Source organism: Neohoeflea coraliihabitans, from assembly GCF_019334345.1.
GTDB classification, from domain to species: Bacteria; Pseudomonadota; Alphaproteobacteria; order Rhizobiales; family Rhizobiaceae; genus Pseudohoeflea; species Pseudohoeflea coraliihabitans.
Map to the genome: position 1 here is coordinate 1,104,980 of NZ_JAHWQX010000001.1, position 25,232 is coordinate 1,130,211.

The window sequence follows — 25,232 nt, forward strand, 5'->3', positions numbered from 1 at the left end:
TCCGCCTGGCTTGACCAGGCGGATTATCAGTTCAGCTATTTTCGCTGCATCAGTTCATATTGACTTCGATCTGCTCTTCATCCGGCAGTTCCAGATCATCGTCATAGTCAAAATCATCGGCTGCCTCGATCTGATCCTCGGTGAGGGTCGTGATCACCAGCTGGTCGCCGCGAAGATTGACGTTCGTCATCGGCACCGGAACTTCTTTCTCGCCAATGCCGAGGAAGCCGCCGCTTCCGACCACCAGATGCGTTTCACCGTTGATCTTGATGAAGCCTTCCGGTTCGCCGAGATCTTCACCGCCAGCGGTCACCACTGTCATGTCCATCAGCTGATCGACGGTCATGGTCTGAGCGGAGGTCGCCTGCGGCTGGTCACTGGAAGCAGTGTCGCTGGCCATCTCTTCTGCCGGCTCTTCAGTGGAATTCATGTCACTGGCGGCCTGGTCTGCCGCCTGGTCTGCCGGCTGTTCGGCTTCTGTGCCTTCGTCCGGAGCCAGTTGGCCGGTCGCCGATGCATCCTGCTGCGGCTGTTCCTGCCCCTGCTGCTGCATCTGCTGGCGGCGCTGCTCGCGCTCTTCCGCCGTTTCCAGAATAATTTCGGCTTCACCGCTCTGCTGGATTTCGATCGACGGCTTCTCCGACATCATCACCGAAACCTTCGGCTCGACCCGCTGATACGAGATGCGCGGCTCGCCACTTTCATACGAGTAGCTGGGCTGGTTGTCCGTACCGACGATCTCAACCTGTGGCTCCGACTGGACGAGCTGGGTATCACCCTCGACGCGCTGCGTACCATCGTCGGCCATCGCGTTCTGTTGCGTGCCCTCTGCGCCGTCGGCTTGTTCGTCAAGATCGATGTCGACATTCAGCTGCGGATCGCCCTGGGTCACTGTGATTTGCGGCTCGCCCTGGGTGACCTCGATCTGCGGATCAGGATCACTCACCTGCACCTGAGGCTCGGAACGCAGGACGTAAACGCGCGGTGCCGGGATATCGACACGGACAATGATTTCAGGGATTTCGACCGAAACGTTCGGCTGTTGTTGTTCGAGCTCGACCTCGAGGCCCTCCTGCGTGATATCAACCTGCGGCTGCTGTTTGGTCACCCGAACATTTGGCGCCGGCACCTGCACGTCGACATTCGGCTCTGGAACCGTGACCTCGGCCTCGCCTTCGACAGTCACCGTCTCTGAAACATCGACTTCTTCACTGAGCTTCTCGCTGTCTTCGGCGCGCACCTCTTCGCTATCCTCGGCGCGCATATCCGCATTGCCGGCGTCGGCAATCTGTTCCTGCAACGTGCTGCACTCTTGCGCCCGGTCCTCGTTCAAAGCTGCGACCACAGCCTCCGCCGAAACCGTGTCCACCGGCTCCTGGCGGTCCATGATCAACTGCCCGAGCTCGCGGCATTCCGCGCTCTTGCCTTCCAGCTGTTCAGGATTGATCTCGATGGTCTGCGCTGAAGCACTCATCGTGAAGGGAAGGACGAAGGCCGTGCTGATCAACAGCTGGCGGTGGGTCAAATATTTTAGCATCTCAATCTCCCGGTTGCGTATAGCGAAAAAACCACGACCGTCCGCTGCTCGCTCCATTGCGGCGGGCCGACAGGTGAAGCAGCGATCGGGTGTTGCAAACCAACGTGCTAGGGTGGGAAACGTTCCGCCGAACCAGTGAGAAAGGAAGGCGACGGCTAAGGGGGCCCCGTGCGGCACGCCACCTCCAACGTCTTCGAGGCAAACGCGCAGAGATGCCCACTTGTCGGTCGAGCCGATGCCCTCGCGGCAGGCACTCGCTTGTTGCCTCGGTTTCAAACTCAGGCTAGGTTTGATGCAAAGGAGCATCGTGATGCACAGGGATCCCACAACGTTTCTCGACCGGATGCTATCCGGAACACCGACCGACGTCCGGCTTCTTGCTCAGCGGTTCCGCGACCACGCCATTGAACCGCGTTGCTCGATTGAGGAAACGCGCGAATTGGTGGCTGACCTCGGCTATGAAAGCATCGAAGCCTTCTGCGCGGCTGCCGGTCTTCCTGCGCATCTGGCGGCGCGCTGGGAACGATTCGGTGCCTCAGGCAGTGTGCGGCAATTGCTGTTGATGATGCGCAGCCAGCGTGAGGCAGTGGCCGCCGCTGTTGAGGATTTCGAGTCCTCCACCCATGTCGGTCTTGATGATTTCATGCGCGAGCGCGGCATCATCTGATCGGCTGATTTGCCGTCAGTCCTCATCCACTTGCCTGCGCTCGATCAATGCCTGGGCTGTTTCACTATCTGTAATCAGGGTCCTGGCCGGCACCGCGCGCAGGGCGGCCTCGATCGCCGGGATTTTGTTGCGCCCCCCGGCAGCCAGCACGACATGTGGAATGGCTGCAACCACCGGAAGATCGACCGCCATGATGCGCTGGTTGATACCGTGATCCACAAGACATCCCCGCCCGTCAATGAAATAGCACAGCATGTTGGCCACCGCGCCGCGCTCGCGAAGCGGCGCAATCAGATCCTTGGGGACAATGTTATGCCGAAAGATCGTCGCATCGGGTGAGACATCCCCGACCGTCAGGACCGCCATGTCCGCCGCCGCGGCGCGGTCACGCACCTCTTGCAGCAAGGGCTGCTCCCAGAGGCGCTGGCGCAAGCCGGCATCGTCAACGACCACCGGCGCGCTGATCTGATAACTGTCGACGCGCATCCGTTCCGCCACTTTTGTCGCGACGACAGAGGGATTGATCCACTGTGAATGCGGCAGACTGCCGACGAGGCCGATTACGGTCGCGTCCTTTAACTCGCGCTGCTGCAGGAAACTCAGGCTGGAATGCAGCGTCGCTCCACCCCCGATCGCAAGCGTCATGCCGTCCTGGAACTGAGTTGCCAGATATCGGGCGACGGCGTGACCGATGGCCCTCTCCAGATTTCGAGATTCGACGGGGGTCGGCACCACCACGGCACTGTGCAGATCCCAGTGCTGTTCAAGCGCGCGTTCGAGCGCCACCTGCTCGACCGTGTCGGCATTGATCGTGGTGACGACCATGTTCTCGCTGGCGCTGGTGGCCAATGCGCGCATGACCTTCATGCGGCTGACGCCCAGCAAGTTAGCGATGCCTTCCTGGGTCATCCCTTCCACGTGATACAGCCAGGCCATTTTCACAGCCATGTCGGCGGAAACGAGTGTGGGTCGCGAGACCGCGCCCTTCGGTTTGCGTGACACCGGGTGCTCTCCTGTCATCTGGCCTCTGCGGCGCAATCTGTCGACCACCCTAAAGAGCGAGGCATCGCCGTCAACGAAATTTTATTGCGTTCTTTTGTTATTGACGTATTACAGATGTGCATATTGAATGGTCGTGCGCAATCGTCACATTGCAGTGTCGTTGCGGAGGTAGGGAGGGGGTCCTGCGTGATTATCAGGCAGGATCCGCAATCGATTAGGAGTTCGTTCCCATGGCAAAATTGACACGCAAATTCACGTTCGCAGCCGCTCTGCTCGGCTCGACGCTACTGGCATCGGCGACCCTCGCCGAACCGCTGGTGCTCTATACTTCGCAACCCGACGCGGATGCCGCAAAGACAGTAGAGGCATTCGAGGCGGCCAACCCGGGCATTGAAGTGGAAATCTTCCGCTCTGGCACCAGCGACCTGATGACCAAGCTCGCGGCCGAGTTCTCGGCAGGCAGTCCGCAGCCGGACGTGTTGCTGATCGCCGATGCCGTGAGCATGGAGACCTTGAAAAAGGACGACCGGCTCATGGCCTATCCCGAAGCGAATCTCGAGGGATTCGAGGAAGCCGCCTATGATGCTGACAAGACCTATTTCGGCTCCAAGCTCATCACCACCGGCATCGCCTACAATACCGCGGCTGAACAGAAGCCCGAGCACTGGTCCGACCTGACCGGTGAGGCCTACAAGGGGCTGACCATCATGCCCAGCCCGCTGTACTCCGGCGCCGCCGCATTTCTCCTGTCGGCCTTCGTCAACCGCGACGATCTCGGCTGGGAGTATTTTGAAGCCCTCAAGGAAAACGACCATGTGGCGGTGCGCGGCAACGGCGCGGTTCTGAAATCGGTCGCCAGTGGCGAGAAGGCCTATGGCATGCTGGTCGATTTCATGGCCATGAACGCCAAGAAGGACGGCTCGCCAATCGAGTTCGTGTTCCCGGAAGAAGGTGTGACCGCGGTCACCGAGCCGGTCGCCATCCTGTCGACGGCGAAGAACCCCGAAGGCGCCAGGAAGTTTGTCGACTTCATCCTTTCTGATGAGGGTCAGAAGCTGGCACTCGAGCAGGGCTACCTTCCCGCCAAGCCGTCCGTCGGCTCGCCCGACTGGCTGCCGGAAGGCACCGATATCAAGATCATGCAGGTCGACGTGCAGAAGGTGGTCGACGAGATCGGTGAGAACAAGACGAAGTTCTCCGAGATGTTCGGCGGCTGAGGTCTCCGCGCATGCTCGCGTATATTCGTGATCGTCAGGGCCAGCAATTGGCCCTGACGATCGGCATTGTCGCCCTTATCGTCATCTTTTCCCTGCTGCCGATGGGCCGGCTTCTCCAGGAAGTCGTGCTGCCGGGCGGCACGCTTTCGCTCGATATCATCCGCAACGGTCTTTTCAGCGAGACGACCTGGGTCGCCACTTGGAACACGATCGTCGTCGGGCTGGGCGGCACCCTGTTTGCGCTGGTGCTCGGCGTGGCCGTGGCACTCCTCGTGTCGCTGACCAATGTGCGCCAGCGGCAGGCATTCGTGCTCTGTTTCGTCACCCCGCTGATGATCGCGCCGCAGGTGACTGCTTTGGCCTGGCTGCAACTGTTCGGACCTTCCAGCCCGCTGCTCAACATTCTTGGCATTGCACCGCCGCTTGGCACCCGCAATCCGCTTTATTCTCCCGAGGGCATCATTCTGCTGCTCGGCATCCAGTATGCGCCGCTGGTGTTTCTCATCGTGCGTGCCGGGCTGCGCAAGCTGCCGCGGGAACTCGTCGAAGCCGCGCAATCAAGCGGCGCCGGCTGGTTTCGCGTCCTTCGCACCATCATCCTGCCGCTGATGACGCCGTCCGTCGTCGGCGCTGCCGCTCTCACCTTCGTCTCCTGCGTCGGCAATTTTGGCATTCCCGCCTTTCTCGGCATTCCGGCGAACTATCTCGTTCTGCCGACTCTCATCTATCAGCGCCTGGCCGGTGGCGGTCCAGCCGTGCTGTCGGACGTGGCATTCCTTTCCGTTCTGATCGGCATCATCGCGATGTTCGGTATCGTCCTGCAGGACCGCATCGCCAGCCGGCGCGACTTCCGCATCTCCTCGACCTCGCTGCCCGCCGCACCCTACGGTCTCGGAAAATGGCGGCCGCTCGTCGAAACCGGCATGTGGGCGCTGATCCTCGTGATCCTCGTGCTGCCGCTGGTCGGACTGATCCTCACCTCGCTGGTGCGCGGTTACGGTATCACCCTGACCGCCGAAACCGCCACGCTGGAAAACTACGCCTTCGTCATCTTCGAGCACGCGGCGGCCCGGCGCGCCTTCGGCAACAGCCTGTACCTGTCTGCAGCCGCTGCCATCTTCGCGGTCTTCGTCGCGATCCCGCTCGGTTACGTCATCGCCTGGGGCAAGCAGCGCTGGATCAAGGTGCTCAATCTGGCGGTCGAGCTGCCTTACGCGCTGCCGGGCGTTGTCCTCGCGATCGCCTCGCTGCTGTTGTTCCTCAAGCCGATGCCGATCACCGGCGTTCAGATCTACAACACCGTCTGGATCATCCTTTATGCCTACCTCGCCAGGTTCCTCATCCTGGCAGTCAGGCCGACGGTGACCGGCTATTTCCAGCTCGACCGCGCGCTGGAAGAGGCGGCGCAGGTTGCCGGGGCCGGGCTGTTCACACGCATGCGCACGATCATCTTCCCGCTCATCGCGCCGGCGGCAGTCGCCGGAGGCCTGCTGATCTTCATGACGGCGCTGTGTGAACTGACCGTTTCGGCACTGCTGTGGTCTTCCGGCGCCGAAACGATCGGCGTCATCATCTTCGCATTCGAACAGGGCGGTGATTCCAAATATGCAGCAGCCGTCTCGGCCATCATGGTCGCGACCACCTTCCTGTTGATGCTGGTCGCCAGCCTTTTTGCAAACAGATTACCGGACGGGGTCCTTCCATGGCGGGATTGAGCATTCAGAGAATCAGCAAGCATTTCGGCGCCGCCAAAGCCCTGGATGATGTTTCCATCGAGGTCGCCGATGGCGAGTTTCTCGCCGTTCTGGGTCCCTCAGGCTGCGGAAAGACGACGCTCCTGCGTATGATTGCCGGCTTTGAGGACGTCAGCGGCGGCAGCATCGAGATCGGCGGCGTAGAGGTCTCCTCGCTGGAAAGCAGCCTGCCGCCGGAAAAACGGCGCGTCGGCATCGTCTTCCAGAACTATGCGCTCTGGCCACACATGACCGTCGCCGAAAATATTGGCTACGCCCTCAAGGTAGCCCGGGTACGCCGCGCCGAGCGCGACAAACGCGTTGCGGATGCGCTGGCCCTCGTCGACATGCAGCAATATGGCGACCGGCGCCCGGCCAACCTGTCGGGCGGTCAACGCCAGCGTGTGGCGCTGGCACGGTGCCTCGTGGCCGAACCGCGGCTGGTGCTGTTCGACGAGCCGCTGGCCAACCTCGACGTGCATCTTCGTGCCTCGATGGAAGACGAGTTTGCGAAGTTTCACAAGCGGACCGGGACGACAATCGTCTACATCACCCACGACCAGGCGGAAGCAATGGCACTGGCCGACAGGATCGCTGTCATGGACCAGGGCCGTCTGATGCAGCTGGCAACGCCGCACGAACTCTACCATGAGCCGGTGAACGAGATGGTTGCCTCCTTCATCTCGCAGGGCATGGTGCTTCCGGCCGAGGTTTTGACGGCGGAAAGCGGTGGCCAGTGCCGGGTCCGCCTCCTCGGTCACGAACTGGATGTCCGCTGCCGGGCCGGCGAACAGCCCGATCCGAATGCGAAGATCTGTATCCGCCGCTCGCAGATTGCCGCTGCCGACGCCGACGAACCCGGATTCGACGGCACGGTCGTCAAGGCAATCTATCGCGGTGGCGCCTCGCGGATCGAGTTCGAGCCCGATGCCCTGCCGGGGACCCGTCTGCACTTTGACGAGGCCGATCCGGTGCGCTGCGAAACGGGCCAACGCCTGCGGCTGAAGTTGACGAATGGCTGGCTGATCCCGGAGAGGGAAGCGGCTGGATGTTGAAACTGAGCCTTCAGGGCGGGTTTGGCGAGAAGGGTCGCACCAGCGTTGCCGTCGAAGATAACGGCACGAGGGTGATGCTCGACGCAGGAATCAAGGTCGGTGCCACCGGCCACGAGTATTACCCGATGCTGGCGGGGCCGGCGGACGAGATCGACGCGCTGATCATTTCCCATGCCCACGAGGATCACGTCGGCGCTCTATGCCGACTGATCGCATTGGGGTACGGCGGCCCGATCTACATGACGGCCGAAACGCGTCAGGAAATGCCGACGACCCTGGCACAATATGCCGAGGCCGGCGACCTGAATGCCTATCTTCCTCCCGATGATCAAATCCACCTCTTCCAGCCCGGCGAAACGCTGGTTTGTGGCGACCTGATGGTGACGACGGGTGCCTCGGGCCACGTGGCCGGAGGCGTCTGGATGGCGGTCGCGAGCGGCGGAAAACAAGTGGTCTACGCCGCCGACATGGTGCCGGAAAGCACGGTCTTTGCGATGGATCCGCTGCCGGCCTGCGACCTGCTCATCCTCGATTGCTCCTATGGTTGCGACGAGGTCCCGGGCACGGTGCGGGCCCGCGAAATTGCGCAGTGGGTGGCTGAGCATCCGGACGGCTGCCTGCTGCCGACGCCGCTGTCGGGTCGCTCGCTCGAATTGATGGCCGCTCTCGACACCCCCTTCGCGATCGAGAAGGGAATGCGCCACGCCCTGCATGACCAGATCATGGCTTCGAACGCGTTGCGCGCATCTGCTTCTGAGCTGCTTCGCGCCCGCCTTGCGGCAGCTATAGATTGGGAGGTGGGCGAGCCCTTGCCCGCTTCGCCTCTCATCGTCCACGACGGAATGGGGGTTGCCGGCCCTTCCCGTGCGGCGATCGCAGCGGCCGATGCCGCCGGCATGCCCGTTCTCCTGACAGGTCATCTGCCGCCGGGATCACCTGCCGATCTTCTGCGCAGGCGCGGCCGCGCCGACTGGATTCGCATGCCGACACATCCGACGCTGAACGAGAACGTCGCCCTGTGGGAGAATGCCGGCCGGCCCGCCGTGCTCGGCCATTCCTGCGAAACGGCCGTGCTTCGGCAGATGCAGGATGCCATTCCAGCCTTGAAGACCGAGCTCCATACCGGTCAAAGCTACACCATTGATTGAGGATTCTTGATGCGCATTCTGATTTCCAACGACGACGGCATCGAAGCCCCCGGCATTGCGCTTGCCGCGGAGGCCGCGCGCCAGATCAGCGACGACGTTTGGATCGTTGCTCCCGACGGCAAGCGCACCGCCGCTGGCACCTCCCTGACCATCGCCCGGCCGCTGACCATGCGCCGTCTCGACCCGCAGCGTTATTCCTGTTCGGGGACACCCGGCGACTGCATCGTCACGGCCATGACATGGCTGTTCAAGGGCGACCGTGCTCCGGACCTGGTGGTCGCCGGCGTCAATGACGGCCGCAATGTGGCCGAGGATCTGGCCTATTCGGGAACGCTCGGAGTGGCGCGCGAGGCAACATTCTGGGGCATCCCGGCTATCGGTTTTTCCCAGGTGAAGGAAGCCGACCGGCAGCCCGGCGATGCCGCATGGCTCGCCGATCTGATCGGCCGCTTATGGCAACAGCGCGCCGACTGGACGCTCGAGGGCCATTGGCTGAGCGTCAATCTTCCCGCCAGCCTGCCTGCGTCATTCAATCAGCCGCAGATCGGCCGGGACAAGATCGCGCGCCAGTGCAAGGTGAGAAAAGACGAGGGCGACATTGTGGAGCTCGTCGTGCCACGCGGCCGCGCCCATTCCAGCACAGCCGGTGACGAGAACAGCTATCTGGCCGCCGGCGAGGCCACCGTGACGCGGGTGAACTGGTTTGGAAATACCCCGCTCGCCGAGGGCTTCATTCGCAATCTGTCGCCCAGCAACTGAGGCTGCCTTCGGCAGCTTACAGGCGCTTCAACCGGGACTCGCTCAAGAGGCCGCGCTCCTCGAGAACCGGGTAGGCCAATGTGGCGAGGAGCGAGTTGATCTGCTTGAGATCGCGGATCGTGTCGAGGTGAAGTGAGCTGGTTTCCACGCTCTGTTCAGTCCCCTGTCTCAGACGCTCGAAATGCCGCTGGCTGGTTTCCTTCTCCACTTCGCGCAAATCGTCCTTCTCCTTCACGAGTTCGCGCGCCGTGTCCGGATCCTGCGTCACCAGAAGATTGAAGGCTAGGCGCGCATTGGCAAGGACCGCGGCATGGAAATTTGAAAGTTCCCGCCATCCTTCATCGGTGAACTCGACGCGCCGATCCATCTTCTTCTTGACGTGCGGCAGCATGTTGCGCACGAGAATGTCGCCAACCTGCTCCAGCTTGACGGAAACGCCGAGAAGGTCCTGACAGCGCTTTGCCATGTCCTCGGTCATTTCGTTGCGCGTTATCCGAGCGAGATACAGCTTGATAGCCGCATGCCGCCGGTCGACCTCGTCGTCAAGCGCCGCGAATGCCTTGATGCTGCGCGAATCCGCATCCTCGTACAATTCGAGGATCCGTTGCAGCATGTATTCGATGGATTCGCACATTTTAACCGCTTCGCGCGTCACATTTGCCAGGGCCTGCGGCGGATTGGCGAGCGCGCTGTCATCAAGCGCACTCGTCTCTGCCACGGCAGCGGCACCGTCCACCTCTTGGTTCGATGCGTCTGTCTGCAGCGCGACCAGTGCTTCCGTTGCCCTCAGCACCAGTCCTGAAAGCGGGATACCGGCGAAGAGGATGAGCAGATTGAAGACGATGTGCGCGTGGATGATCCGGTTTTCCGGCGTGCTCCCGAGCATGTCGAGCGGGGGTGCGAAGAAAACCACGATGATCAGCACCACGATTGATCCGGCGCCGCGCATCAAGAGGTTGCCCTGCGGGACGATGCGATAGGCCGGTGGCGCACCGCGTGTCAGCATCGGGGCGATAAAGGAACTGCCGAGATTGACGCCGAGCACCATGACAATTCCAAGTTCGGGAGAGACGATGCCCTGGGCCGCAAAGGTTGTCAGCAGGAGCACCGCCGCGATGCTCGAGTGAAACAGATAGGTGACCACCGCTGCGAGCAGGAAGGCGGTGATCGAATCGTTGGAAAGATATTCGACGATCAGGGGAACGATGGTGCTTTCACGCAGGGGCGCCGAAGCTTCGCCCATCATGTCGAGCGAGAGGATCAGGAGGCCGATGCCAACGAGGATACGGCCCATCTGTCGCCATTGGCGGCGCTCCGTTGCCAGGAATATGAAGGTTCCAACCAGAAGGCAGATCGGCACAAGCAGGGTCAGATCGAAACTGAGGATCTTCACGACCAGGGCAGAACCTACCTCGGCTCCGCGCACGGCGAGAATACCGGCAAGCCCCGTGACGATACCCAGCCCGGCAAAGGACCCGACCAGCAACGTCACTGCGGTCGAACTCTGCAGCGCAACCGCCAGCGCCATGCCGGTCAGTGCCGCCAGCACGGGATTGCCCAGCGTTTTGCGCAGCTTCTGGCGCAGGATATTGCCGTATGCACGCTCGACGCCGGTGCGGACCATCCGCGTTGCCCACAGCAGGAGCGCGACCGCCCCCGCCATATGCAGAAAGAATACCGAACCGCTCATCGATGGAATTGCCTCTGGATCCGATTGCTGAACGCCGGCGGTCACCGGCACAATGCGACACGCTGCGACGATGCGGCGCAAAGACGATGTTACATTGGTAATTTCAATATTACAATTGTTCAGCCGGAGGGCGGCCGCAGAATCCTTGCTCCGATCGGCGGCCGAAGCTGACCCTGCAAGCGGGAGCCGGCGCGGGTCGAGACTTCATCACCCCTTCAGCAGGGCGCGGGCGGTATGCTCGTCGGTGATGAACACGGTAGGGCCCAGCAACTGCATTGCGCCGCGCAGGGCCTGGATTTTTTCGGCGCCGCCGGAGGTCAGGATGCGAAGCGGTGCCTTCCTCAAACAGGCGATCTCGACCGACATCCCGCGGTCATTGATCTCGTGATCGACCAGTCGCCCGTCACTGTCGAAGAAGTGGAAGAGCAGGTCGCCGACCGCACCCTTCGCTGCCAGTTCCTCACGCTCTTTTTCGCAGAGGTAGCCGCCACGGTAGAAGGTGGTCACCGAGTCGATGTCACCCACGGACACAACCACCGCATCGAGCGCTTCGGCCATCGCCAGCACGTCGTTCAGTCCGCAGCGTTCGATCAGAGCGCGCTTGGTCTCTACGCTGTCAACCACGGCGGGAGCCGGGATGAGATAGCCATCGCCCTTGAAGATCTGCGCAAAGCGCCAAGCGAATTCCGGAGGGTTGAAGTCGCGTGCGATGCCGACGCCTCCCAGAAGGGCGATCGCTTTGAAGTCGTCCAGCGGCCGGGCGCGGATGTAGGCGATCGAACTCGACAAAGTGCGCCCCCAGCCGACGCCGACCGACATCCCTGACATCATCGCTTTCGATAGATAGCCGCCTGTCGCTGCCCCGATAACAGAAATTGGATCGGCAGTGGCATCGCTTATCGGTGCGACCACGGCCTCATCAAGTCCAAAACGCTTTTCAAGTTCACGCTCGAGACGGATGATCTCTGTCAGCTCCGCCTCGATGCTGATCTTGACTTCCTGGCGCGTGCGCGCCTCGGCGAGCATGCGCACGACGCTGACGCGGCCAATACCGAGCACCTCGGCAATCTCGTTCTGGGTCATCTGCTCGATGAAATACATCCACGCGGCGCGCGCGCGCAATCGATCCGAGCGCGTGTTCTCCGTGGCTTCCGGCAGTGAGGAATCGGCGCCTCGATTTCGGCTGGTCGATCGCGCGCTCTTGTTCCTTCGATCCCTGCCCATGCACCCTACCCTGCTCGATCCTTGGCTCGCGGCGGGCTGTCAATGCGGATCCGGGCGGAGGAGACCTGCGCGCCGCGAACCAACCGCCCTTGCGGAGAGATCTACTCGTTTTCCAACAGTTCGCACACCTGCTTTTTGACGGAAAGAATGGATGCCGGGCTCATTGAGAGCTCGGTCAGACCCATTTCCAGGAACCGGGGCACCAGGTCTTCACGCGCGGCCACCTCGCCGCACATTCCGATTTCAATGCCGGCTTCGCGCGCAGCGGCGGCGGCCTGGGCAATTGCGCTCATCACCGCCGGATGGGCTGCATCGTTGAGAGCGGCAACCGCCGGATTGAGCCGGTCGGCGGCCATCACATACTGGGTGAGATCATTCGTTCCGATGGAGAAGAAAGCCGCCTCGCGGGCCAGAAGCGGAGCGGAGAACACGGCCGCGGGGGTCTCGATCATCACGCCGAGCTCGAAATCGGAGTGTGCGTGTCCCTCCTGCGTCAGCTCGGCCTTGCATTCATCGATAAGCGCTCGCGTGAGGCGCAACTCTTCGATGCGAGATACCATCGGCAGCATGACCTTGAGATTTCCGCTCACCGCTGCGCGCAGAAGAGCCCGCAACTGCGGCTTGAAGATGTCCGGTCGATCAAGACACATCCGTATCCCCCGCCAGCCGAGAAACGGGTTGTCTTCTTCGACGAAATCAATGCCGGCTATCGGCTTGTCCCCGCCGACATCGAGCGTGCGGATGATCACCGGATGCGGTGCGAACGCCGCCGCGAGCTTCGCATAGGTTTCCGTCTGCATATCTTCCGACGGCAGATGCATGTGACGCATGAACAGAAGTTCGGTTCGAAACAGCCCGACGCCCATTGCACCGGCTTCAAGCGCCACATCGATCTCATCAAGCGAGCCGAGGTTTGCAGCAATGTGGATCAACTGGCCGTCCGCGCGGCGGGGCTCCGCCGTCCGGAACGCTTTCAGGGCCGCCCGTTCTTGCTCGTCGGCCGCGATCTCCTCCTCTAGCCGCACGCGGGTATCCGCGTCCGGATCCGCAAAGACGAGACCACGCGTACCGTCAACGCCAATCTGTTCGGCGTTTCGCATCTGCTCAACGCTGTCCCCGATCCCGAGAACGGCCGGAATGCCGTGAGTGCGGGCGATGATCGCCACATGCGAGGTTGCCCCGCCGTGACCGCAGACAATGCCGCCGAGCCGCTTCAAAGGCGCGCGCGCAAGGTCCCAGGCGCCGATGTCACTGGCAACGAGAATCGCCCCTTCGGCGAGATCGTCCAGTCGAACTTCCTCCTCGCCGAGCAAGGCCAGGCAGATCTGCCGCGCGACCGATTGCAGATCCTCCGCGCGCGCCCTGAGATAGGCATCTTCAAGCTTGGAAAATTCATCGACAAGGCGCGTCGAAGCGGCGATCACCGCCGAGACGGCATCCAGGCCGCCGTCGATAATGGCCTCGCTGGCACTCTTCAACTCATCGTCGCCCGCTATATCGCGCAGGGCCTGCAAAATCTGGCGGTCGGTGTCGGCAATGCCAGGGTCGGAAATGGAAGCATCAAGGCGGCGCTCCACCGTCGTCACCGCCTGCGCCAGGCGGGCTTTCTCCTTCGGGCGATCCGCCGGCGCCAGCGACACTTCGGCCGGCACGATCTTCGGTGGAAAATGCGCGAAAACCGGTCCGAGGGCGATGCCGCGGCTGGCCGCGGCTCCGGGAACCGCATTGCTAGGAACTGAGACTGCCGCTTCGCGATCCACCGGAGCGGCATCCGAAGGCGCGCCGTCCGAAGCCATGGTGCCGCCGGCCTCATCAATACCGGCGGCAGAATCCTCAAGGTAGGAAATCAGCATCTCGACGGCCTCGACAGCATCAGCGCCCTCGGCACTGATCGTCACCTCGTCATTTTCCTTGACGCCGAGCAGCATGACCTTGACCGAACTCTTGGCGTTCGCCTGCTTGCCGCTCTTGCGGATCTCGATAGTGCTTTCAAAGCTCTTGGCAAGCTTGACAAAGCGTGTGGCGGGGCGAGCGTGCAAGCCCTCATGCACTCTGACGATGGTCGAGCGTTCCATAATTTCAACCTGTATTTGCTAGCGGATCGTCGTCGCCCCAGCGCTGCTGGCGGAGCGGCTATCGATTGTCTATTCGCCGATTATGATTTCGGCGCCGGCCACGAGGCTGGCAGCCAGAGCGGTCGCATCCACTTCCTCGGCGCAGATCTCGCCCGGCCGCTCTGCCGCACTGGCACCGTTGAAGGAGATCACCACGTGGCCAATCTCCTGCACCTTTTTCCAGGCCGTCTCACCGAGCGCGGTGATCCGGCTCGATAGTGTCCCGATGCGGATCGTCGTCCCGACAGCCGGTACATCCGCCGCCGGCGCATCACCCTTGTGCAGGACAGATACCTCGGCAAGTTCGTCGGGTGCACCATCGGCGAACAGGATGACCACCCCGCCTTCGGCGAGATCGGCGACTTCCGGCCCCACGGCAGTGATGCGCGTTCTCAGATACACCGGCATGCAAATGGCTCCGTCATTTGGTTATCAATATGGCGGTCGGGACCATGTGGCGTCCCGACCGCCAGGGTTCTACAGAACGAGTAGGCTGACCACCCAGGCCAACAGGACCGAGATCGGCCCCATGAACTGGCGGCTGACCAGAACAGCCGGCACGCCGATCTCGATCGTTTTCGGCTTCGCCTCACCCAGCGCCAGGCCGACCGGGACAAAGTCACAGCCCACCTGCGTGTTGTAGGCAAACAGCGCCGGCAATGCCATCGCCGGCGAGATCGTCCCATTGGCAATCTGCGGGCCGATAATGGCGACACCGATCACCTGGGCGATCACGGCACCTGGTCCGAGGATTGGCGACAGGAAGGGCAGGCCGCAAATGGCGGAGATGACCAGCAGACCGACGATGTTGTTGGCCAACGGCCCCATCGGCTGCGCCAGGATATCGCCGATCCCCGTATAGAGGATCAGACCGATCAGCATGGTCACGAAAGCCATGAACGGCAGCACGTTGCGGATAACCTGATCGATGGTTCGACGGCCGGCATTGAAGAAGATGCTCACGACCCGGCCCATCACGCGACCGATACCCGAGATCATGCCGACAAATCCGCCCTCACTGGAGGCAGGTGCCAACGGCGCTGTGGCCGCCTTCTGGCTCGATAGCGGTTCCTGCGTGCCAGCCGCGATTGCCGCTTCAGACCCATCGGCGAGAGCGATGTTCTCCGCCGTCACGCCGGACACATAGATGTCCTCGGTGATGAATTCTGCCAGCGGGCCGGCCTGTCCGACCGGGGTCAGATTGACGGTGGGGATGCGCTTGCGCGGATACACCCCGCAACGTGCGGTGCCACCGCAGTCGACAACCACCACAGCCATTTCCCCCTCGACGGGCGGTGACTTGAAGCCGTCGACAGCTTCGGCGCCGGTCAGGTCGGCTATTCTCTGCGCCACCGGATGGATTCCGCCCCCGGTGACCGAGACCACCTTGTTACGCTCCATGGTTGGCTGGATGACCAGCGGGCCACCCCAGCCACCTGAGCCCTTTGATATGCGGACTGCTTTGTATTCGTTTGCCATTGTCTTCCCCCCGACCTTACAGCTCGATGCCCTGACGGCGTGCCATGATGGCGGTGATACGCTCGGTGAGAATGCCCTTGAGCAGGATCACGACGAGGCCGACGAGGGCGTACCAGATGGCGACCTGGATGTGATAACCGTCAGGCACCACCCCGTTGCCCTCAAGTTCCAGCAGCGCCACCAGGATACCGCCCCAGACGAAGTATTCGCCGGGATTAATGTGCGGGAAAAGACCAAGCGGTGGATGCACGTAGGACACGGCGGCGTCGTAGAAGGCCGGCTTGTGTTTTTCTTCGAGAAACGTCCCGAAAGTGTAAGCCATCGGGTTGGTCAGAAAGAAGACCGCCAGCACCGGCAGCACGGTGTAGCGGGTCAGCGCGATACGACCGGCGCTGCGCGCCAGACCATGCACGCGCTTCTCGCCAACCAGCTCGGTCACGGCGTAAAACGCGGTCATGAGCACCACCAGCGTCGGGATGATGCCGGTCACGAATCCCGCAAAGACCTCTCCGCCCTTCTGAAAGATGCCGATGAAGTATTTGCCGATGCCGGTCAGCCAGCCCAGCTGTTCTTCCTGCGAGACGTTGTCCAGCCGCTCCCGGAATTCCTCTACCGACAATTCGGTACTTGCCTGAGCCAGCACGACCAGGTCGCTGCCGCGCTCCGCCCCCTGTTGCGCAACGTCACCCGCCAGCGCCCCCGCATAGTGCAGATTCTGCGCTGCGAGATCGGCGTGTTGCGCCAATATCGACAAGAATGACATTAGATATCCTCCTCCTGAACCTTTGCCCTCGGTTCACGTGTTTGTGTTGATATTCAGGCCGAGGCGAGTGCCGTCGGCATGGCCAGTGCGGGCTCTTCACCCGCCTCCAACTTCCGGTCAATTTGTTCGACGGCCTGGGCAACGGCTGCCGTGACTCCCGGTCTGCTGTCCCCAAAGATCGCCGGGTCCGCACGAAGTTTTTCGAGCGGCAGATCTTCGAATTGCTGTTGACGCTGAAACTTTGTGAACACCGACCAGCCCGACATCACCAAAAGCCGCTGCACTTTCAGATCAGAGGATACGACGAGAATGACGATCGCCCCTTTTCGCAGCCGCCCCTGACGACTGCCCGCGCCGACATAGCCATCGGTGAATTTTTCAGTGATGCCCTTGAAGACGTCGGAATAATGCCGCATCTGCAACCAGACGCCATAGGACTGCAAAGCCCAGACCACGCCCAGAAGCAACAAACCCCACTGCCAGATTGCCATCCGGTTTCCCTCCCCAAGAGCCGCGCCCGTCACCCTGCACGGGCTGCTCGGCAAATTAAGAACATTTGTATTCTTCAATGTCAATTTGTATATGTGCAAAACAGCGTCTTGATCGCGCTGTCGCCATTGAAAAACATGTCGACCGCGCCTCAACCACCTTGCCCCGATCCAATCATAGAAAGTGCCCCCATGTCTGACATCCTCATGGTCTTCGACTGCGACGGCGTCCTTGTTGACAGCGAACCACTTGCGGCCGAGGCCTATGTGGAGGTTTATCGGCGCCACGGCCTGCAGATCGGACCCGAGGCGGTTGCCGCATGCGTGGGGCTGAAACAGGGCGATATCATCGCCAAGATCGGGGCCGATACTGGCCAGCACCTGCCGGCTGCAGGGACCGACGACATCTGGCCGGTGACCCGCGCTCTGTTCACCGAGCAATTGCAGCCGATGCCGGCCCTGTCCGATTTTCTGCGCCGCCTTGCCAGTGCCCGCTGTGTCGCCTCCTCTTCATCCCTCGAACGCATTCATCACAGTCTTGCCGTCACTCAACTCGCTCCGCTGCTCGGAGACGGGATCTTCTCGTCTTCGATGGTCGCCCGTGGCAAGCCGGCGCCGGATCTGTTTGAGCATGCTGCCCGCGAAATGGGCTTCGCTCCGGAAAAGTGCATCGTCATCGAGGATTCGCCGTTCGGCATCGAAGGCGCCGTTGCCGCCGGGATGACAGCCATCGGCTTTACCGCTGGCAGCCACAGCTACCCAGGTCATGCCGCTGCATTGTCTGCGGCCGGCGCCCATGTGGTGTGCGACTCCTTTTCGGCGGTCGAGCGTCATCTCGCAAGCATCGGAGTAGCGGCGTTCGCCTGAACTGAGCAGCGCGCGCTGCGATCCTCAGACCAGCAGACGCAGCGGATTTTCGATCAGCCGCTGAAAGGAAGCCAGAAGCTCGGCGGCGAGCGCTCCGTCCACAGCGCGATGATCCGTGGAGAGTGTCACCGACATCATCGTCGCAGCACAGATCTTTCCATTCTTCGCCACGGCCCGCTCCTGGCCGGCTCCAACGGCCAGGATGGTCGCATGCGGCGGATTGACCACGGCTGAGAAGTTCTGGATACCGAACATGCCGAGATTGGACACCGCGGTGGTGCCCCCCTGAAATTCCAGGGTCTTGAGCTTGCGCTCGCGCGCCCGTCCGGCGAGATCCTTCACCTCGTTGGAAATGGCGGACAGGCTTTTTTGCTCGGCACGCCGCACGATCGGGGTGATCAGCCCGCCGGGGATCGAGACGGCAACGCCCACGTCCACCTGCTGGTGCAGGACCATCGCATCCTGGGTCCAGGACACATTGGCCTCGGCAATGTCAGCCAAGGCCATCGCGTGTGCCTTGATGATGAAATCATTCACCGACAGCTTATAGGCCGGCGTGCTGTGATCAGACAGCAAGGGAGCAGCCGCGTTGAGCTCCTTCCTCAACGCCAGCAGGGCATCGATCGCGCAATCGAGTGTCAGATAGAAATGAGGGACTGTGCTCTTCGCCTCGGTGAGCCGCCGGGCAATGGTCCGGCGCATGCTGTCATGGCGCCGCAGCTCATAGGTGCCCTCCTGAAAGAGATCGAGCACCTTCGCTGCGTCGGACGACGCTGTGCCTGGATCCTCAGCACCCTCGGTCACGGTTCCTGGCGCCGCGACCGCAGTCGCGGCCGCGGTATTTTCCGCCGAGAATGCATCCAGATCGGCCTTGACGATCCGCCCGCGCGGGCCGGATCCGGCAACCTCTGCCAGGTCGATGCCCAGCTCCCGCGCTTTTCTACGCGCTAGCGGCGTTGCACGGACCGCACCAGACTCAGCAGCCGCCTTGGATGGCGCCGCCGTCGTCGGGCTTGAGGCAGGTTGCGGCTGCAATTTTGCATCCGCCGCATCCGCCTTGTCCTGCTGCGTGTCGGCAGCAGCTGCCGCCGGCTCCGGAGCGGAATCAACGGCCTCGCCCTCGCGATAGATCCAGGCAACCACTTCGCCCACCGGGATGTCAACGCCGGCCTTCCCGGTTACATGACGCAACGTGCCACTTTCGGGCGCTTCGATCTCCATCGCCGCCTTGTCGGTCTCGATCTCGAACAGCACATCGCCCTTCTTGACCGCGTCGCCCTCTGCCACGCTCCAGCTGGAGATCTGTCCCGTCGCCATGTCCATGTCGACTTTCGGCAGGATAACTTCGACAGGCATCAGCGTGCTCCCATAACCAGATCGCGTGCTGCGGAGATGATGTCGTCGACCTGTGGAACGGTCGCCTTTTCAAGCTCTGGATTATAGGGGATCGGAGTTTCCGCGCCGCCCAGACGCACGATCGGTGCGTCGAGATAGTCGAAGGCATCGCTTTCAGCGATCATTGCGGAAATCTCGGCGCCAACCCCGAGCGTCTTGACCCCCTCGTAGACGCAAAGCAGCTTTGAGGTCTTGCAAACGCTGGCAATGACGGTCTTGCGATCCATCGGCCGAATGCAACGCAAGTCGACAACCTCGATCTCGATGCCTTCCTGCGCCAGCTTCTCGGCGGCTTCCAGGGCCTTGTGAACCATGATCGACGTCGCGACGAGCGTGAGAGCGGACCCGGATCGGCGGATCTCCGCCTTGCCGATCGGCGTCGTGTAATATCCTTCCGGGACCGGCCCCTTCGTCTTGTAGAGCAGCTTGTGCTCGAAAATCATTACCGGATCCGGGTCTTCGACCGCGGCCAGCAACAAGCCCTTGGCGTCGTGCGGTGTGGCTGGCTGCACCACCTTCAGCCCGGGCACGTGCCCCAGCCATGCCTCAAGGCTCTGGCTGTGCTGTGCCGCCGCCCCGGTGCCCGATCCGGCCGGAAAACGCATCACCACCGGCACTGAAACGGCACCGCCGAGCATGTAGCGCATCTTGGCAGCCTGGTTGACGATCTGCTCCATCGCCAGCGTGGCGAAGTCGGAGAACTGGAACTCGAAGATCGGGCGCATTCCGGTGACCGCGGCGCCGACGGCCACACCGGCACCGCCAAGTTCCGAGATCGGCGTATCCATCACCCGCTCGGGTCCGAAGCGCTCGACCAAGTCACCGGTCACCTGAAATGCACCGCCATACACGCCGATGTCCTCGCCCATCAGGAAGACACGATCGTCGCGTTCCATGGCGATCGCCATGGCTTCCTGGATCGCCTGGGCATAGGTGAGTTCGCGCGTTGGGGTCTCTTCTGCAGCGGCCATTATGCCTGCTCCGTGTATACGTATTTCTCGAGATTGGCGATTTCGGGCGACGGGCTTTCCTTGGCAAACGCGATGCCCGCCGCGATCTCCTGTTCGACGCCGGCGCGAATTTCGGCGATGCCATCATCGTCGATGACGCCGAATTCGAGCAGTTCCGCCTCGAACAGGGCGATCGGATCGCGCGAGTTCTTCCACTCTTCGATCTCCTCCTTGGTCCGGTAACGGTTGCGGTCGCTCTTCGAATGACCTCGATGACGGTAGGTCTTGCACTCGATCAGTGTTGGACCCTCGCCGGCCCGCGCCCGTTCGATGGCGGCATGCGCCGCTTCGGAGACTTCCGACAGGACGTTGCCGTCCACGATGACACCCGGCATGGAATAGGCCGCCGCGCGCTCGGCGATGTCCTTGACCGCGGTCGAGCGCTCGACCGAGGTCGACATGCCGTATTGATTGTTCTCGCAGACGAAGATCACCGGCAGTTTCCAGACGCTCGCCATGTTGAGCGCCTCATGGAACGCGCCTTCGTTGTTGGCGCCGTCGCCGAAGAACGACACCACCACTTTGCCGGTCTTCATCTTGCTGGCCGTCAGGGCCGCACCGACAGCGATCGGTATGCCGCCGCCGACGATCCCGTTGGCGCCGAGATTGCCGGTGGATACGTCGGCGATATGCATCGAGCCACCCCGGCCGCGGCAATAGCCGGTGGTCTTGCCGAAGAATTCGGCAAACATGCGTTTGACCTCGGCGCCCTTGGCGATGCAGTGACCATGCCCGCGATGCGTCGAGGTGATCTGGTCTTCATTGCCCAGACCCATGCAGATGCCGACCGCGCTGGCCTCCTGGCCGATGGACAGATGCATCGTGCCGTGAACGAGACCGCGCATGTAGCTTTCTTCCGCGCCCTCCTCGAACTGGCGGATCAGATGCATTTTGCGCAAAGCATCGCGCAGTTGCTCATGGCTGTAATGGCGGTACAGAAAGGGCAGATTGCGCCCTTCGCTCGCGCCGGCCTGTTTTTGCGTCCTCTTGGTCATCCTTGGCTCCTTGAAGCGCGCGGCTTTCCGCGCCGCGACCGTCTCGCGGCGAACGACAAGTTCCGCGCGTCTTGTGTCATGCTCCGTAGACGAGCTGGTCCTGCTTGGCGCGCAGCGCGGCGATCTTCGATCCGGCCGGCGGCCGGGCGTTTGTCGAGGTGATCAGTTCGCCCTTGGCGATCGGCGCGGTCACCTCGCCGCCCTGCAGCAGGCCGCAGGGAATGGCTCCGCCGGAGCGCGCTTCCTCGGCGGTCATGATCCAGGCGCGATAGCAATATTCGCCGATGGCATCGAGCCTATCGCCCGGCTTGAGATCCTTCTTCGCCACCGCGCACACTTCCGCCACAGGCCGGGCCAGCGGCACCATGTCCGCCTTGCCGTAGAGGGCGACCCGGGCACAGGTCAGCGGCACTTCCAGTGAGGTCAGATGGTAGGGGCGGTGGAAGGTGAAGTAGGGGCCCTTGCCCATCTTGAGATCTTCCATCCGCTCGGAAACGCGCGGATGCGACATGTCGGCGACCACGAACACGCCGGGCGCCACGCCCTTGCCGATGGAATAATCGACAACGCCGACCTTGGACAGCACGCCGCCATCCGCTTCCGGCACCAGCGTCGACGACAGCTGATCCAGTGTCGCTGCCGGGCCGTGCATCCCGGGCTTGTCCGGAACCAGGCCGGTGGCATTGGCGATCGCCGCCATTTCGACCATTGTCTTCGAGCCGTCGACGAATTCGACAAGCATGCGGACATTCATGTTCCGGCGCCGCGCTTCCTCGGCATAGTCATCCGGGATTGCATCGATGTTGAGCGGATTGTTCTTGCCCTTGCCCGCGGCAACGATGGGATAGCCCATAGCCGAAACGAACTCGACCAGTTCCATGCAGGACGACGGCTCGTCACCGGCGCCGAGCGAATAGGTGACACCGAGACGATCGGCTTCGCTCTTCAGGAAGGCGCCGATGGTCACGTCCGCCTCGACATTCATCATCACGAGGTGCTTGCCGCGCTCCATCGCCTTCAGGCCGATTTCAGCGCCGACGGCTGGCACGCCGGTGGCATCGATCACCACGTCGATCAGCGGATTGTCGAGCACCAGATCGGCATCGTCGGTGACAGCGACCTTGCCCGCTTCCATTGCCTCGGTCATTGCCGCGCCGCTCGTCACATCGCGGGCGTGGCCCGCCTCGCGATACGCAATATCGACGGCTTTCGTCGCGGCGGGCAGATTGAGCTCCGAAATCGCCCCGATTTCGAGCCCCGACATGTGAGCGACCTGGGTGACGATGTCGGTCCCCATCTCGCCGGAGCCGATGAGACCGATGCGGATCGGCTTTCCCGATTTTCCACGTTCATCGAGGTCACGCGCTAAACCTGTCAGCGCAACATTGGCGGCCATCACGATATCCTCCCCTTCAAATGGTCGCCTCAGGCCTATTGAACATCTGTATCCATGTCAATACGAATGTAGCCTTTAGTGATCGCGAGGCATCCCATTCGCAGGCAGCTAGAAATGGTCAGCCCGCCGCCGCAACGCGGGTTAAACGAAGCTGGGCTCAGATGGGCTGCGTGCGGCAAGAGCGGTGCAAAGCGGAACGCGCCCGACCGAATGGGGGATCGGCGACGCGAGAGGGTAATGGCGGAGTATCAGTAAGAGGCTCGAACCCGCAGCCCTCGCAAAACTAAAGGCCGCGCGGGGCCTATGCGAGGCCCGACTGGAGCGAAGACCGATGGCGACAGCGCGAAGTCAGAAAATGGCGGAGAGGGGGGGATTCGAACCCCCGATACGGTCTCCCGTATGCCGCATTTCGAGTGCGGTGCATTCGACCACTCTGCCACCTCTCCGCGTCGTGGTCAGCGCGCTAAGACGCGATCCGGCGCTCTCTTAGCGAGATGCCGGTCCAAGCACAAGGCGAAACTGCAGGGCGGGCTGCGTGCCCATCGTCCCCACCGGCGAAAACCTCGAGAATTGCTTGACTCCCGCCCCCACCTTTTGTATCGGACGCGCAAGCGGCGTGGGAATCCTGCGCCGTTTGTCTTGGTTTGCGCGTTCTTGACCTTCCGGTCGGGCCTCGCTCGAAACCAGACTTTACTTGGCGCCGTTCAGATCTGGTTTGCAGATTCAAACGGCGGCGATGGTTCCCAGACTGGCAAAAAGACGGCCGTCTGCCTGCGATTTGCGCGTGTGGACAGAGCCGGACGAACACGAGAAGGAAGAAAGATGTTCGCAGTCATTAAAACCGGTGGCAAGCAGTACCGCGTGTCGACCGATGATGTTTTGACGCTTGAGAAGCTCGACGGCGAAGCCGGCGATTCGGTGGAATTTGCCGAAGTACTGATGGTTGGCGAAGGCGCCGGTGCGACCATCGGCGCGCCATTTGTCGATGGCGCCATGGTTGTCGCCGAGGTGGTCGAGCAGGGCCGTGCACGCAAGGTTCTGGCGTTCAAGAAGCGCCGCCGGCAAAACTCCAAGCGCATCCGCGGCCACCGTCAGCATCAGACGGTCGTTCGTATCACCGACATTCTGACCGATGGCGCCAAGCCCGCGAAGAAGGCTGCCAAGCCTGCAGCCAAGAAGGCCTCCGAGACGAAGCCGGCGGAGACTGCCCCGAAGACGGAAACCAAGTCGGAAGCCAAGACCGAGACAAAGAGCGCGGCGAAGAGCGCCGACAAGGGCAAGGGCGATGATCTGACCAAGGTCAAGGGCATTGGCCCCGTGGCTGCCGGACAGCTCGCCGATCACGGCATCACCTCCTTCGCGCAGCTTGCGGCACTGTCGGATGACGAGATCGCCAAGATCGATGCAGACCTGCCGTTCAGCGCCGACCAGATCACCGATTGGCGCGATCAGGCGAAGCAACTCGCCTGACCAACCATCAGCCCGAGCCGGGCTCCGGTCTCAAGACGGCCGGCAACACGATAGCGTCTCAAGGGACGAAAAAGGAGCAGATCCATGGCACATAAGAAAGCTGGCGGTTCCTCGCGCAATGGTCGCGATTCCGAATCCAAGCGTCTTGGCGTGAAGAAGTTCGGCGGTGAGCAGGTGCTTGCCGGCAACATCATTGTGCGTCAGCGCGGCACCAAGTGGCATCCGGGCACCAATGTCGGCCTCGGCAAGGATCACACGATCTTTGCCACCAAGCCGGGCGTCGTGGCCTTTGCCAAAAAGGCCAACGGCCGAACCTTCGTCTCCGTAATGGAGCCGGCGGAAGCCGCAGAATAAGCCGGATCCATCGTTGCGGGCCGGCGTTCCATCGACCGGCCGTTCGTCAGACGGCATTCTCCAAGGCAAGAGATACGGGAGGTGGGATGAAAGTCCCGCCTCCCTTTTCGTATCTGAGCCAGTCATAGGAGAAGACCGTGATACAACAGATCGATTCCAGCGGCAGCAATCGGCCGCCGCCTGAGCTTGTCGACCAATTGCCGCCCGATGGACACGCCAGCCATTCAGCCAAGCCGGCGCCTGCCGACCCTGTGCCGTTGCACGATTACCCCGTGCTCAGCACCGAGCGCCTGACCCTGCGCACGCCGCGTAATGCGGACATCGATGCCATTTCCATTCTCGCCAACGATCCGGCCATCGCATTCATGCTGCCGCATATGCCGCACCCCTATGGGCGTGCCGATGCTGCCGACTTCGTGCGAAAAGCGTGCCAGGGCGGCAATGGAAACGGCATCTACGCCATCACCGATACGGCCACCGGACGGTTTCTCGGCTGTTGCGCCCTGCGTCCGGGTTCGACCGGCAGTGCGCTCGAGATCGGCTACTGGGTTGGCCGGCCCTATTGGGGCCGAGGCTACGCTACGGAAGCGGTGCATGCCCTGATCGATCTCGGCTTCAGGGCCACGAGCGTTGATCATGTCGATGCCAGTTGCCGGGTCACCAATCCGGCTTCGCGGCGCGTTCTGCAAAAAAGCGGCTTCCAGTTTCACGGCAGCGAGATGCTTGCCGTCATGGCGCTGAATGCCACCGTCGCCGGTGATCATTTCCGCCTTGATCGCAAGACCTGGTTGTCACTGACCACCTGGCGCACGCAGCAACCCTGACGCGGCGGCAGTTGGGCGCGGCATCCGGGCGCGGCAGGCCGGATC

Annotated in this window: 23 protein-coding genes and 1 tRNA gene; 10 read left to right on the forward strand and 14 right to left on the reverse strand. The window is 62.1% G+C overall.

Translation table 11 applies throughout. From position 1 onward, the window contains the following. Positions 1–49 precede the first annotated feature (49 nt). Complete coding sequence (locus KY465_RS05230; protein ID WP_219200468.1) at positions 50–1,843, reverse strand: PRC-barrel domain-containing protein; 1,794 nt, start codon at positions 1,841–1,843, stop codon at positions 50–52. Positions 1,844–1,847: 4 nt separating this feature from the next. Between KY465_RS05230 and KY465_RS05235 the strand changes: the two genes are divergently transcribed. Continuing rightward, on the forward strand, positions 1,848–2,204 hold the full coding sequence (locus tag KY465_RS05235; RefSeq protein ID WP_219200470.1) for a hypothetical protein: 357 nt from the start codon (positions 1,848–1,850) through the stop codon (positions 2,202–2,204). A gap of 15 nt (positions 2,205–2,219) precedes the next feature. Here the strand turns inward: KY465_RS05235 and KY465_RS05240 are convergent, their stop codons facing one another. Beyond that, positions 2,220–3,152 (reverse strand): sugar-binding transcriptional regulator, encoded by a 933-nt coding sequence (locus tag KY465_RS05240; protein WP_255561499.1) that lies wholly within the window; start codon positions 3,150–3,152, stop codon positions 2,220–2,222. A gap of 284 nt (positions 3,153–3,436) precedes the next feature. Here KY465_RS05240 and KY465_RS05245 point away from each other — a divergent pair, with 284 nt between their 5' ends. Genes KY465_RS05245 through KY465_RS05265 form a run of 5 tightly spaced genes read left to right on the forward strand, consistent with a single transcriptional unit; the run spans position 3,437 to position 9,118 of the window. Continuing rightward, positions 3,437–4,423, forward strand: a complete 987-nt coding sequence (locus KY465_RS05245) for an ABC transporter substrate-binding protein (protein WP_219200473.1) — start codon at positions 3,437–3,439, stop codon at positions 4,421–4,423. Between the two features lie 11 nt (positions 4,424–4,434). After that, positions 4,435–6,138, forward strand: a complete 1,704-nt coding sequence (locus KY465_RS05250) for an ABC transporter permease (RefSeq protein ID WP_219200475.1) — start codon at positions 4,435–4,437, stop codon at positions 6,136–6,138. Further along, complete coding sequence (locus KY465_RS05255; protein ID WP_219200477.1) at positions 6,126–7,211, forward strand: ABC transporter ATP-binding protein; 1,086 nt, start codon at positions 6,126–6,128, stop codon at positions 7,209–7,211. Before KY465_RS05250 ends, KY465_RS05255 begins: the two co-directional genes overlap by 13 nt. Next, a complete protein-coding gene (locus KY465_RS05260; protein WP_346432593.1) occupies positions 7,205–8,359 on the forward strand; it encodes an MBL fold metallo-hydrolase in 1,155 nt (384 codons plus the stop codon). The genes KY465_RS05255 and KY465_RS05260 overlap by 7 nt, the downstream gene beginning before the upstream one ends. Positions 8,360–8,368: 9 nt before the next feature. Next, complete coding sequence (locus tag KY465_RS05265; protein WP_219200478.1) at positions 8,369–9,118, forward strand: 5'/3'-nucleotidase SurE; 750 nt, start codon at positions 8,369–8,371, stop codon at positions 9,116–9,118. Between the two features lie 16 nt (positions 9,119–9,134). Here the strand turns inward: KY465_RS05265 and KY465_RS05270 are convergent, their stop codons facing one another. The 7 genes from KY465_RS05270 to KY465_RS05300 all read right to left on the reverse strand — a co-directional run bounded on the left by KY465_RS05270 (position 9,135) and on the right by KY465_RS05300 (position 16,879). Next, positions 9,135–10,808: a Na/Pi cotransporter family protein gene (locus KY465_RS05270; RefSeq protein WP_219200479.1), complete on the reverse strand. Its 1,674-nt coding sequence runs from the start codon at positions 10,806–10,808 to the stop codon at positions 9,135–9,137. Positions 10,809–11,015: 207 nt separating this feature from the next. Further along, positions 11,016–12,032 (reverse strand): sugar-binding transcriptional regulator, encoded by a 1,017-nt coding sequence (locus tag KY465_RS05275; protein WP_255561432.1) that lies wholly within the window; start codon positions 12,030–12,032, stop codon positions 11,016–11,018. A gap of 101 nt (positions 12,033–12,133) precedes the next feature. Next, positions 12,134–14,107: a phosphoenolpyruvate--protein phosphotransferase gene (gene ptsP, locus KY465_RS05280; RefSeq protein WP_219200481.1), complete on the reverse strand. Its 1,974-nt coding sequence runs from the start codon at positions 14,105–14,107 to the stop codon at positions 12,134–12,136. A gap of 69 nt (positions 14,108–14,176) precedes the next feature. After that, entirely contained in the window at positions 14,177–14,554 is a 378-nt protein-coding gene (locus KY465_RS05285; protein ID WP_219200483.1) for a PTS glucitol/sorbitol transporter subunit IIA, read from the reverse strand. 69 nt (positions 14,555–14,623) lie between these two features. Further along, positions 14,624–15,625: a PTS glucitol/sorbitol transporter subunit IIB gene (gene srlE, locus KY465_RS05290; RefSeq protein WP_219200485.1), complete on the reverse strand. Its 1,002-nt coding sequence runs from the start codon at positions 15,623–15,625 to the stop codon at positions 14,624–14,626. Positions 15,626–15,641: 16 nt separating this feature from the next. Beyond that, entirely contained in the window at positions 15,642–16,388 is a 747-nt protein-coding gene (gene srlA / locus KY465_RS05295; protein ID WP_219200487.1) for a PTS glucitol/sorbitol transporter subunit IIC, read from the reverse strand. Between the two features lie 53 nt (positions 16,389–16,441). Beyond that, complete coding sequence (locus KY465_RS05300) at positions 16,442–16,879, reverse strand: transcriptional regulator GutM (protein ID WP_219200489.1); 438 nt, start codon at positions 16,877–16,879, stop codon at positions 16,442–16,444. A gap of 189 nt (positions 16,880–17,068) precedes the next feature. Here KY465_RS05300 and KY465_RS05305 point away from each other — a divergent pair, with 189 nt between their 5' ends. Next, positions 17,069–17,743 carry an HAD family hydrolase gene (locus KY465_RS05305; protein ID WP_219200490.1) on the forward strand — a complete coding sequence of 225 codons (675 nt, stop codon included), beginning with the start codon at positions 17,069–17,071 and terminating at the stop codon, positions 17,741–17,743. A gap of 24 nt (positions 17,744–17,767) precedes the next feature. On the opposite strand, the gene KY465_RS05310 is transcribed toward KY465_RS05305, so the two are convergent. The 5 genes from KY465_RS05310 to KY465_RS05330 all read right to left on the reverse strand — a co-directional run bounded on the left by KY465_RS05310 (position 17,768) and on the right by KY465_RS05330 (position 22,985). After that, positions 17,768–19,099, reverse strand: a complete 1,332-nt coding sequence (locus KY465_RS05310; RefSeq protein ID WP_219200492.1) for a pyruvate dehydrogenase complex dihydrolipoamide acetyltransferase — start codon at positions 19,097–19,099, stop codon at positions 17,768–17,770. Next, positions 19,099–20,109 carry an alpha-ketoacid dehydrogenase subunit beta gene (locus tag KY465_RS05315; protein ID WP_219200494.1) on the reverse strand — a complete coding sequence of 337 codons (1,011 nt, stop codon included), beginning with the start codon at positions 20,107–20,109 and terminating at the stop codon, positions 19,099–19,101. Before KY465_RS05315 ends, KY465_RS05310 begins: the two co-directional genes overlap by 1 nt. Then, positions 20,109–21,143 (reverse strand): thiamine pyrophosphate-dependent dehydrogenase E1 component subunit alpha, encoded by a 1,035-nt coding sequence (locus tag KY465_RS05320; protein WP_219200496.1) that lies wholly within the window; start codon positions 21,141–21,143, stop codon positions 20,109–20,111. Before KY465_RS05320 ends, KY465_RS05315 begins: the two co-directional genes overlap by 1 nt. A 76-nt stretch (positions 21,144–21,219) precedes the next feature. Further along, positions 21,220–22,539 carry an NAD(P)H-dependent oxidoreductase gene (locus KY465_RS05325; protein ID WP_219200498.1) on the reverse strand — a complete coding sequence of 440 codons (1,320 nt, stop codon included), beginning with the start codon at positions 22,537–22,539 and terminating at the stop codon, positions 21,220–21,222. A gap of 356 nt (positions 22,540–22,895) precedes the next feature. Then, positions 22,896–22,985: transfer RNA gene (locus KY465_RS05330), tRNA-Ser, on the reverse strand. A 376-nt stretch (positions 22,986–23,361) separates the two neighbouring features. On the opposite strand from KY465_RS05330, the gene KY465_RS05335 reads away from it, so the two are divergent. The 3 genes from KY465_RS05335 to KY465_RS05345 all read left to right on the forward strand — a co-directional run bounded on the left by KY465_RS05335 (position 23,362) and on the right by KY465_RS05345 (position 25,187). Continuing rightward, the gene (locus tag KY465_RS05335) at positions 23,362–24,009 is read left to right on the forward strand and encodes a 50S ribosomal protein L21 (RefSeq protein WP_219200500.1); all 648 of its coding nucleotides are present in this window, start codon (positions 23,362–23,364) and stop codon (positions 24,007–24,009) included. A gap of 84 nt (positions 24,010–24,093) precedes the next feature. Then, positions 24,094–24,363, forward strand: coding sequence for a 50S ribosomal protein L27 (gene rpmA / locus KY465_RS05340; protein ID WP_219200503.1), 270 nt, complete (start codon positions 24,094–24,096; stop codon positions 24,361–24,363). Positions 24,364–24,500: 137 nt separating this feature from the next. After that, the gene (locus KY465_RS05345; RefSeq protein ID WP_346432594.1) at positions 24,501–25,187 is read left to right on the forward strand and encodes a GNAT family N-acetyltransferase; all 687 of its coding nucleotides are present in this window, start codon (positions 24,501–24,503) and stop codon (positions 25,185–25,187) included. Positions 25,188–25,232: the final 45 nt, after the last annotated feature.

Excerpts from the sequence above, each read along its gene's own strand:
- KY465_RS05245 (WP_219200473.1), top strand. The coding sequence starts at position 3,437 with ATGGCAAAATTGACACGCAAATTCACGTTCGCAGCCGCTCTGCTCGGC.
- KY465_RS05250 (WP_219200475.1), top strand. The coding sequence starts at position 4,435 with ATGCTCGCGTATATTCGTGATCGTCAGGGCCAGCAATTGGCCCTGACG.
- KY465_RS05275 (WP_255561432.1), bottom strand. The coding sequence starts at position 12,032 with ATGGGCAGGGATCGAAGGAACAAGAGCGCGCGATCGACCAGCCGAAAT.
- KY465_RS05310 (WP_219200492.1), bottom strand. The coding sequence starts at position 19,099 with ATGCCTGTCGAAGTTATCCTGCCGAAAGTCGACATGGACATGGCGACG.
- KY465_RS05240 (WP_255561499.1), bottom strand. The coding sequence starts at position 3,152 with ATGGCTGTGAAAATGGCCTGGCTGTATCACGTGGAAGGGATGACCCAG.
- srlA (WP_219200487.1), bottom strand. The coding sequence starts at position 16,388 with ATGTCATTCTTGTCGATATTGGCGCAACACGCCGATCTCGCAGCGCAG.
- KY465_RS05315 (WP_219200494.1), bottom strand. The coding sequence starts at position 20,109 with ATGGCCGCTGCAGAAGAGACCCCAACGCGCGAACTCACCTATGCCCAG.
- KY465_RS05325 (WP_219200498.1), bottom strand. The coding sequence starts at position 22,539 with ATGGCCGCCAATGTTGCGCTGACAGGTTTAGCGCGTGACCTCGATGAA.
- KY465_RS05260 (WP_346432593.1), top strand. The coding sequence starts at position 7,205 with ATGTTGAAACTGAGCCTTCAGGGCGGGTTTGGCGAGAAGGGTCGCACC.
- KY465_RS05265 (WP_219200478.1), top strand. The coding sequence starts at position 8,369 with ATGCGCATTCTGATTTCCAACGACGACGGCATCGAAGCCCCCGGCATT.
- KY465_RS05270 (WP_219200479.1), bottom strand. The coding sequence starts at position 10,808 with ATGAGCGGTTCGGTATTCTTTCTGCATATGGCGGGGGCGGTCGCGCTC.
- KY465_RS05235 (WP_219200470.1), top strand. The coding sequence starts at position 1,848 with ATGCACAGGGATCCCACAACGTTTCTCGACCGGATGCTATCCGGAACA.
- KY465_RS05230 (WP_219200468.1), bottom strand. The coding sequence starts at position 1,843 with ATGCTCCTTTGCATCAAACCTAGCCTGAGTTTGAAACCGAGGCAACAA.
- KY465_RS05285 (WP_219200483.1), bottom strand. The coding sequence starts at position 14,554 with ATGCCGGTGTATCTGAGAACGCGCATCACTGCCGTGGGGCCGGAAGTC.
- KY465_RS05305 (WP_219200490.1), top strand. The coding sequence starts at position 17,069 with ATGTCTGACATCCTCATGGTCTTCGACTGCGACGGCGTCCTTGTTGAC.
- ptsP (WP_219200481.1), bottom strand. The coding sequence starts at position 14,107 with ATGGAACGCTCGACCATCGTCAGAGTGCATGAGGGCTTGCACGCTCGC.
- srlE (WP_219200485.1), bottom strand. The coding sequence starts at position 15,625 with ATGGCAAACGAATACAAAGCAGTCCGCATATCAAAGGGCTCAGGTGGC.
- rpmA (WP_219200503.1), top strand. The coding sequence starts at position 24,094 with ATGGCACATAAGAAAGCTGGCGGTTCCTCGCGCAATGGTCGCGATTCC.
- KY465_RS05335 (WP_219200500.1), top strand. The coding sequence starts at position 23,362 with ATGTTCGCAGTCATTAAAACCGGTGGCAAGCAGTACCGCGTGTCGACC.
- KY465_RS05255 (WP_219200477.1), top strand. The coding sequence starts at position 6,126 with ATGGCGGGATTGAGCATTCAGAGAATCAGCAAGCATTTCGGCGCCGCC.
- KY465_RS05320 (WP_219200496.1), bottom strand. The coding sequence starts at position 21,143 with ATGACCAAGAGGACGCAAAAACAGGCCGGCGCGAGCGAAGGGCGCAAT.
- KY465_RS05300 (WP_219200489.1), bottom strand. The coding sequence starts at position 16,879 with ATGGCAATCTGGCAGTGGGGTTTGTTGCTTCTGGGCGTGGTCTGGGCT.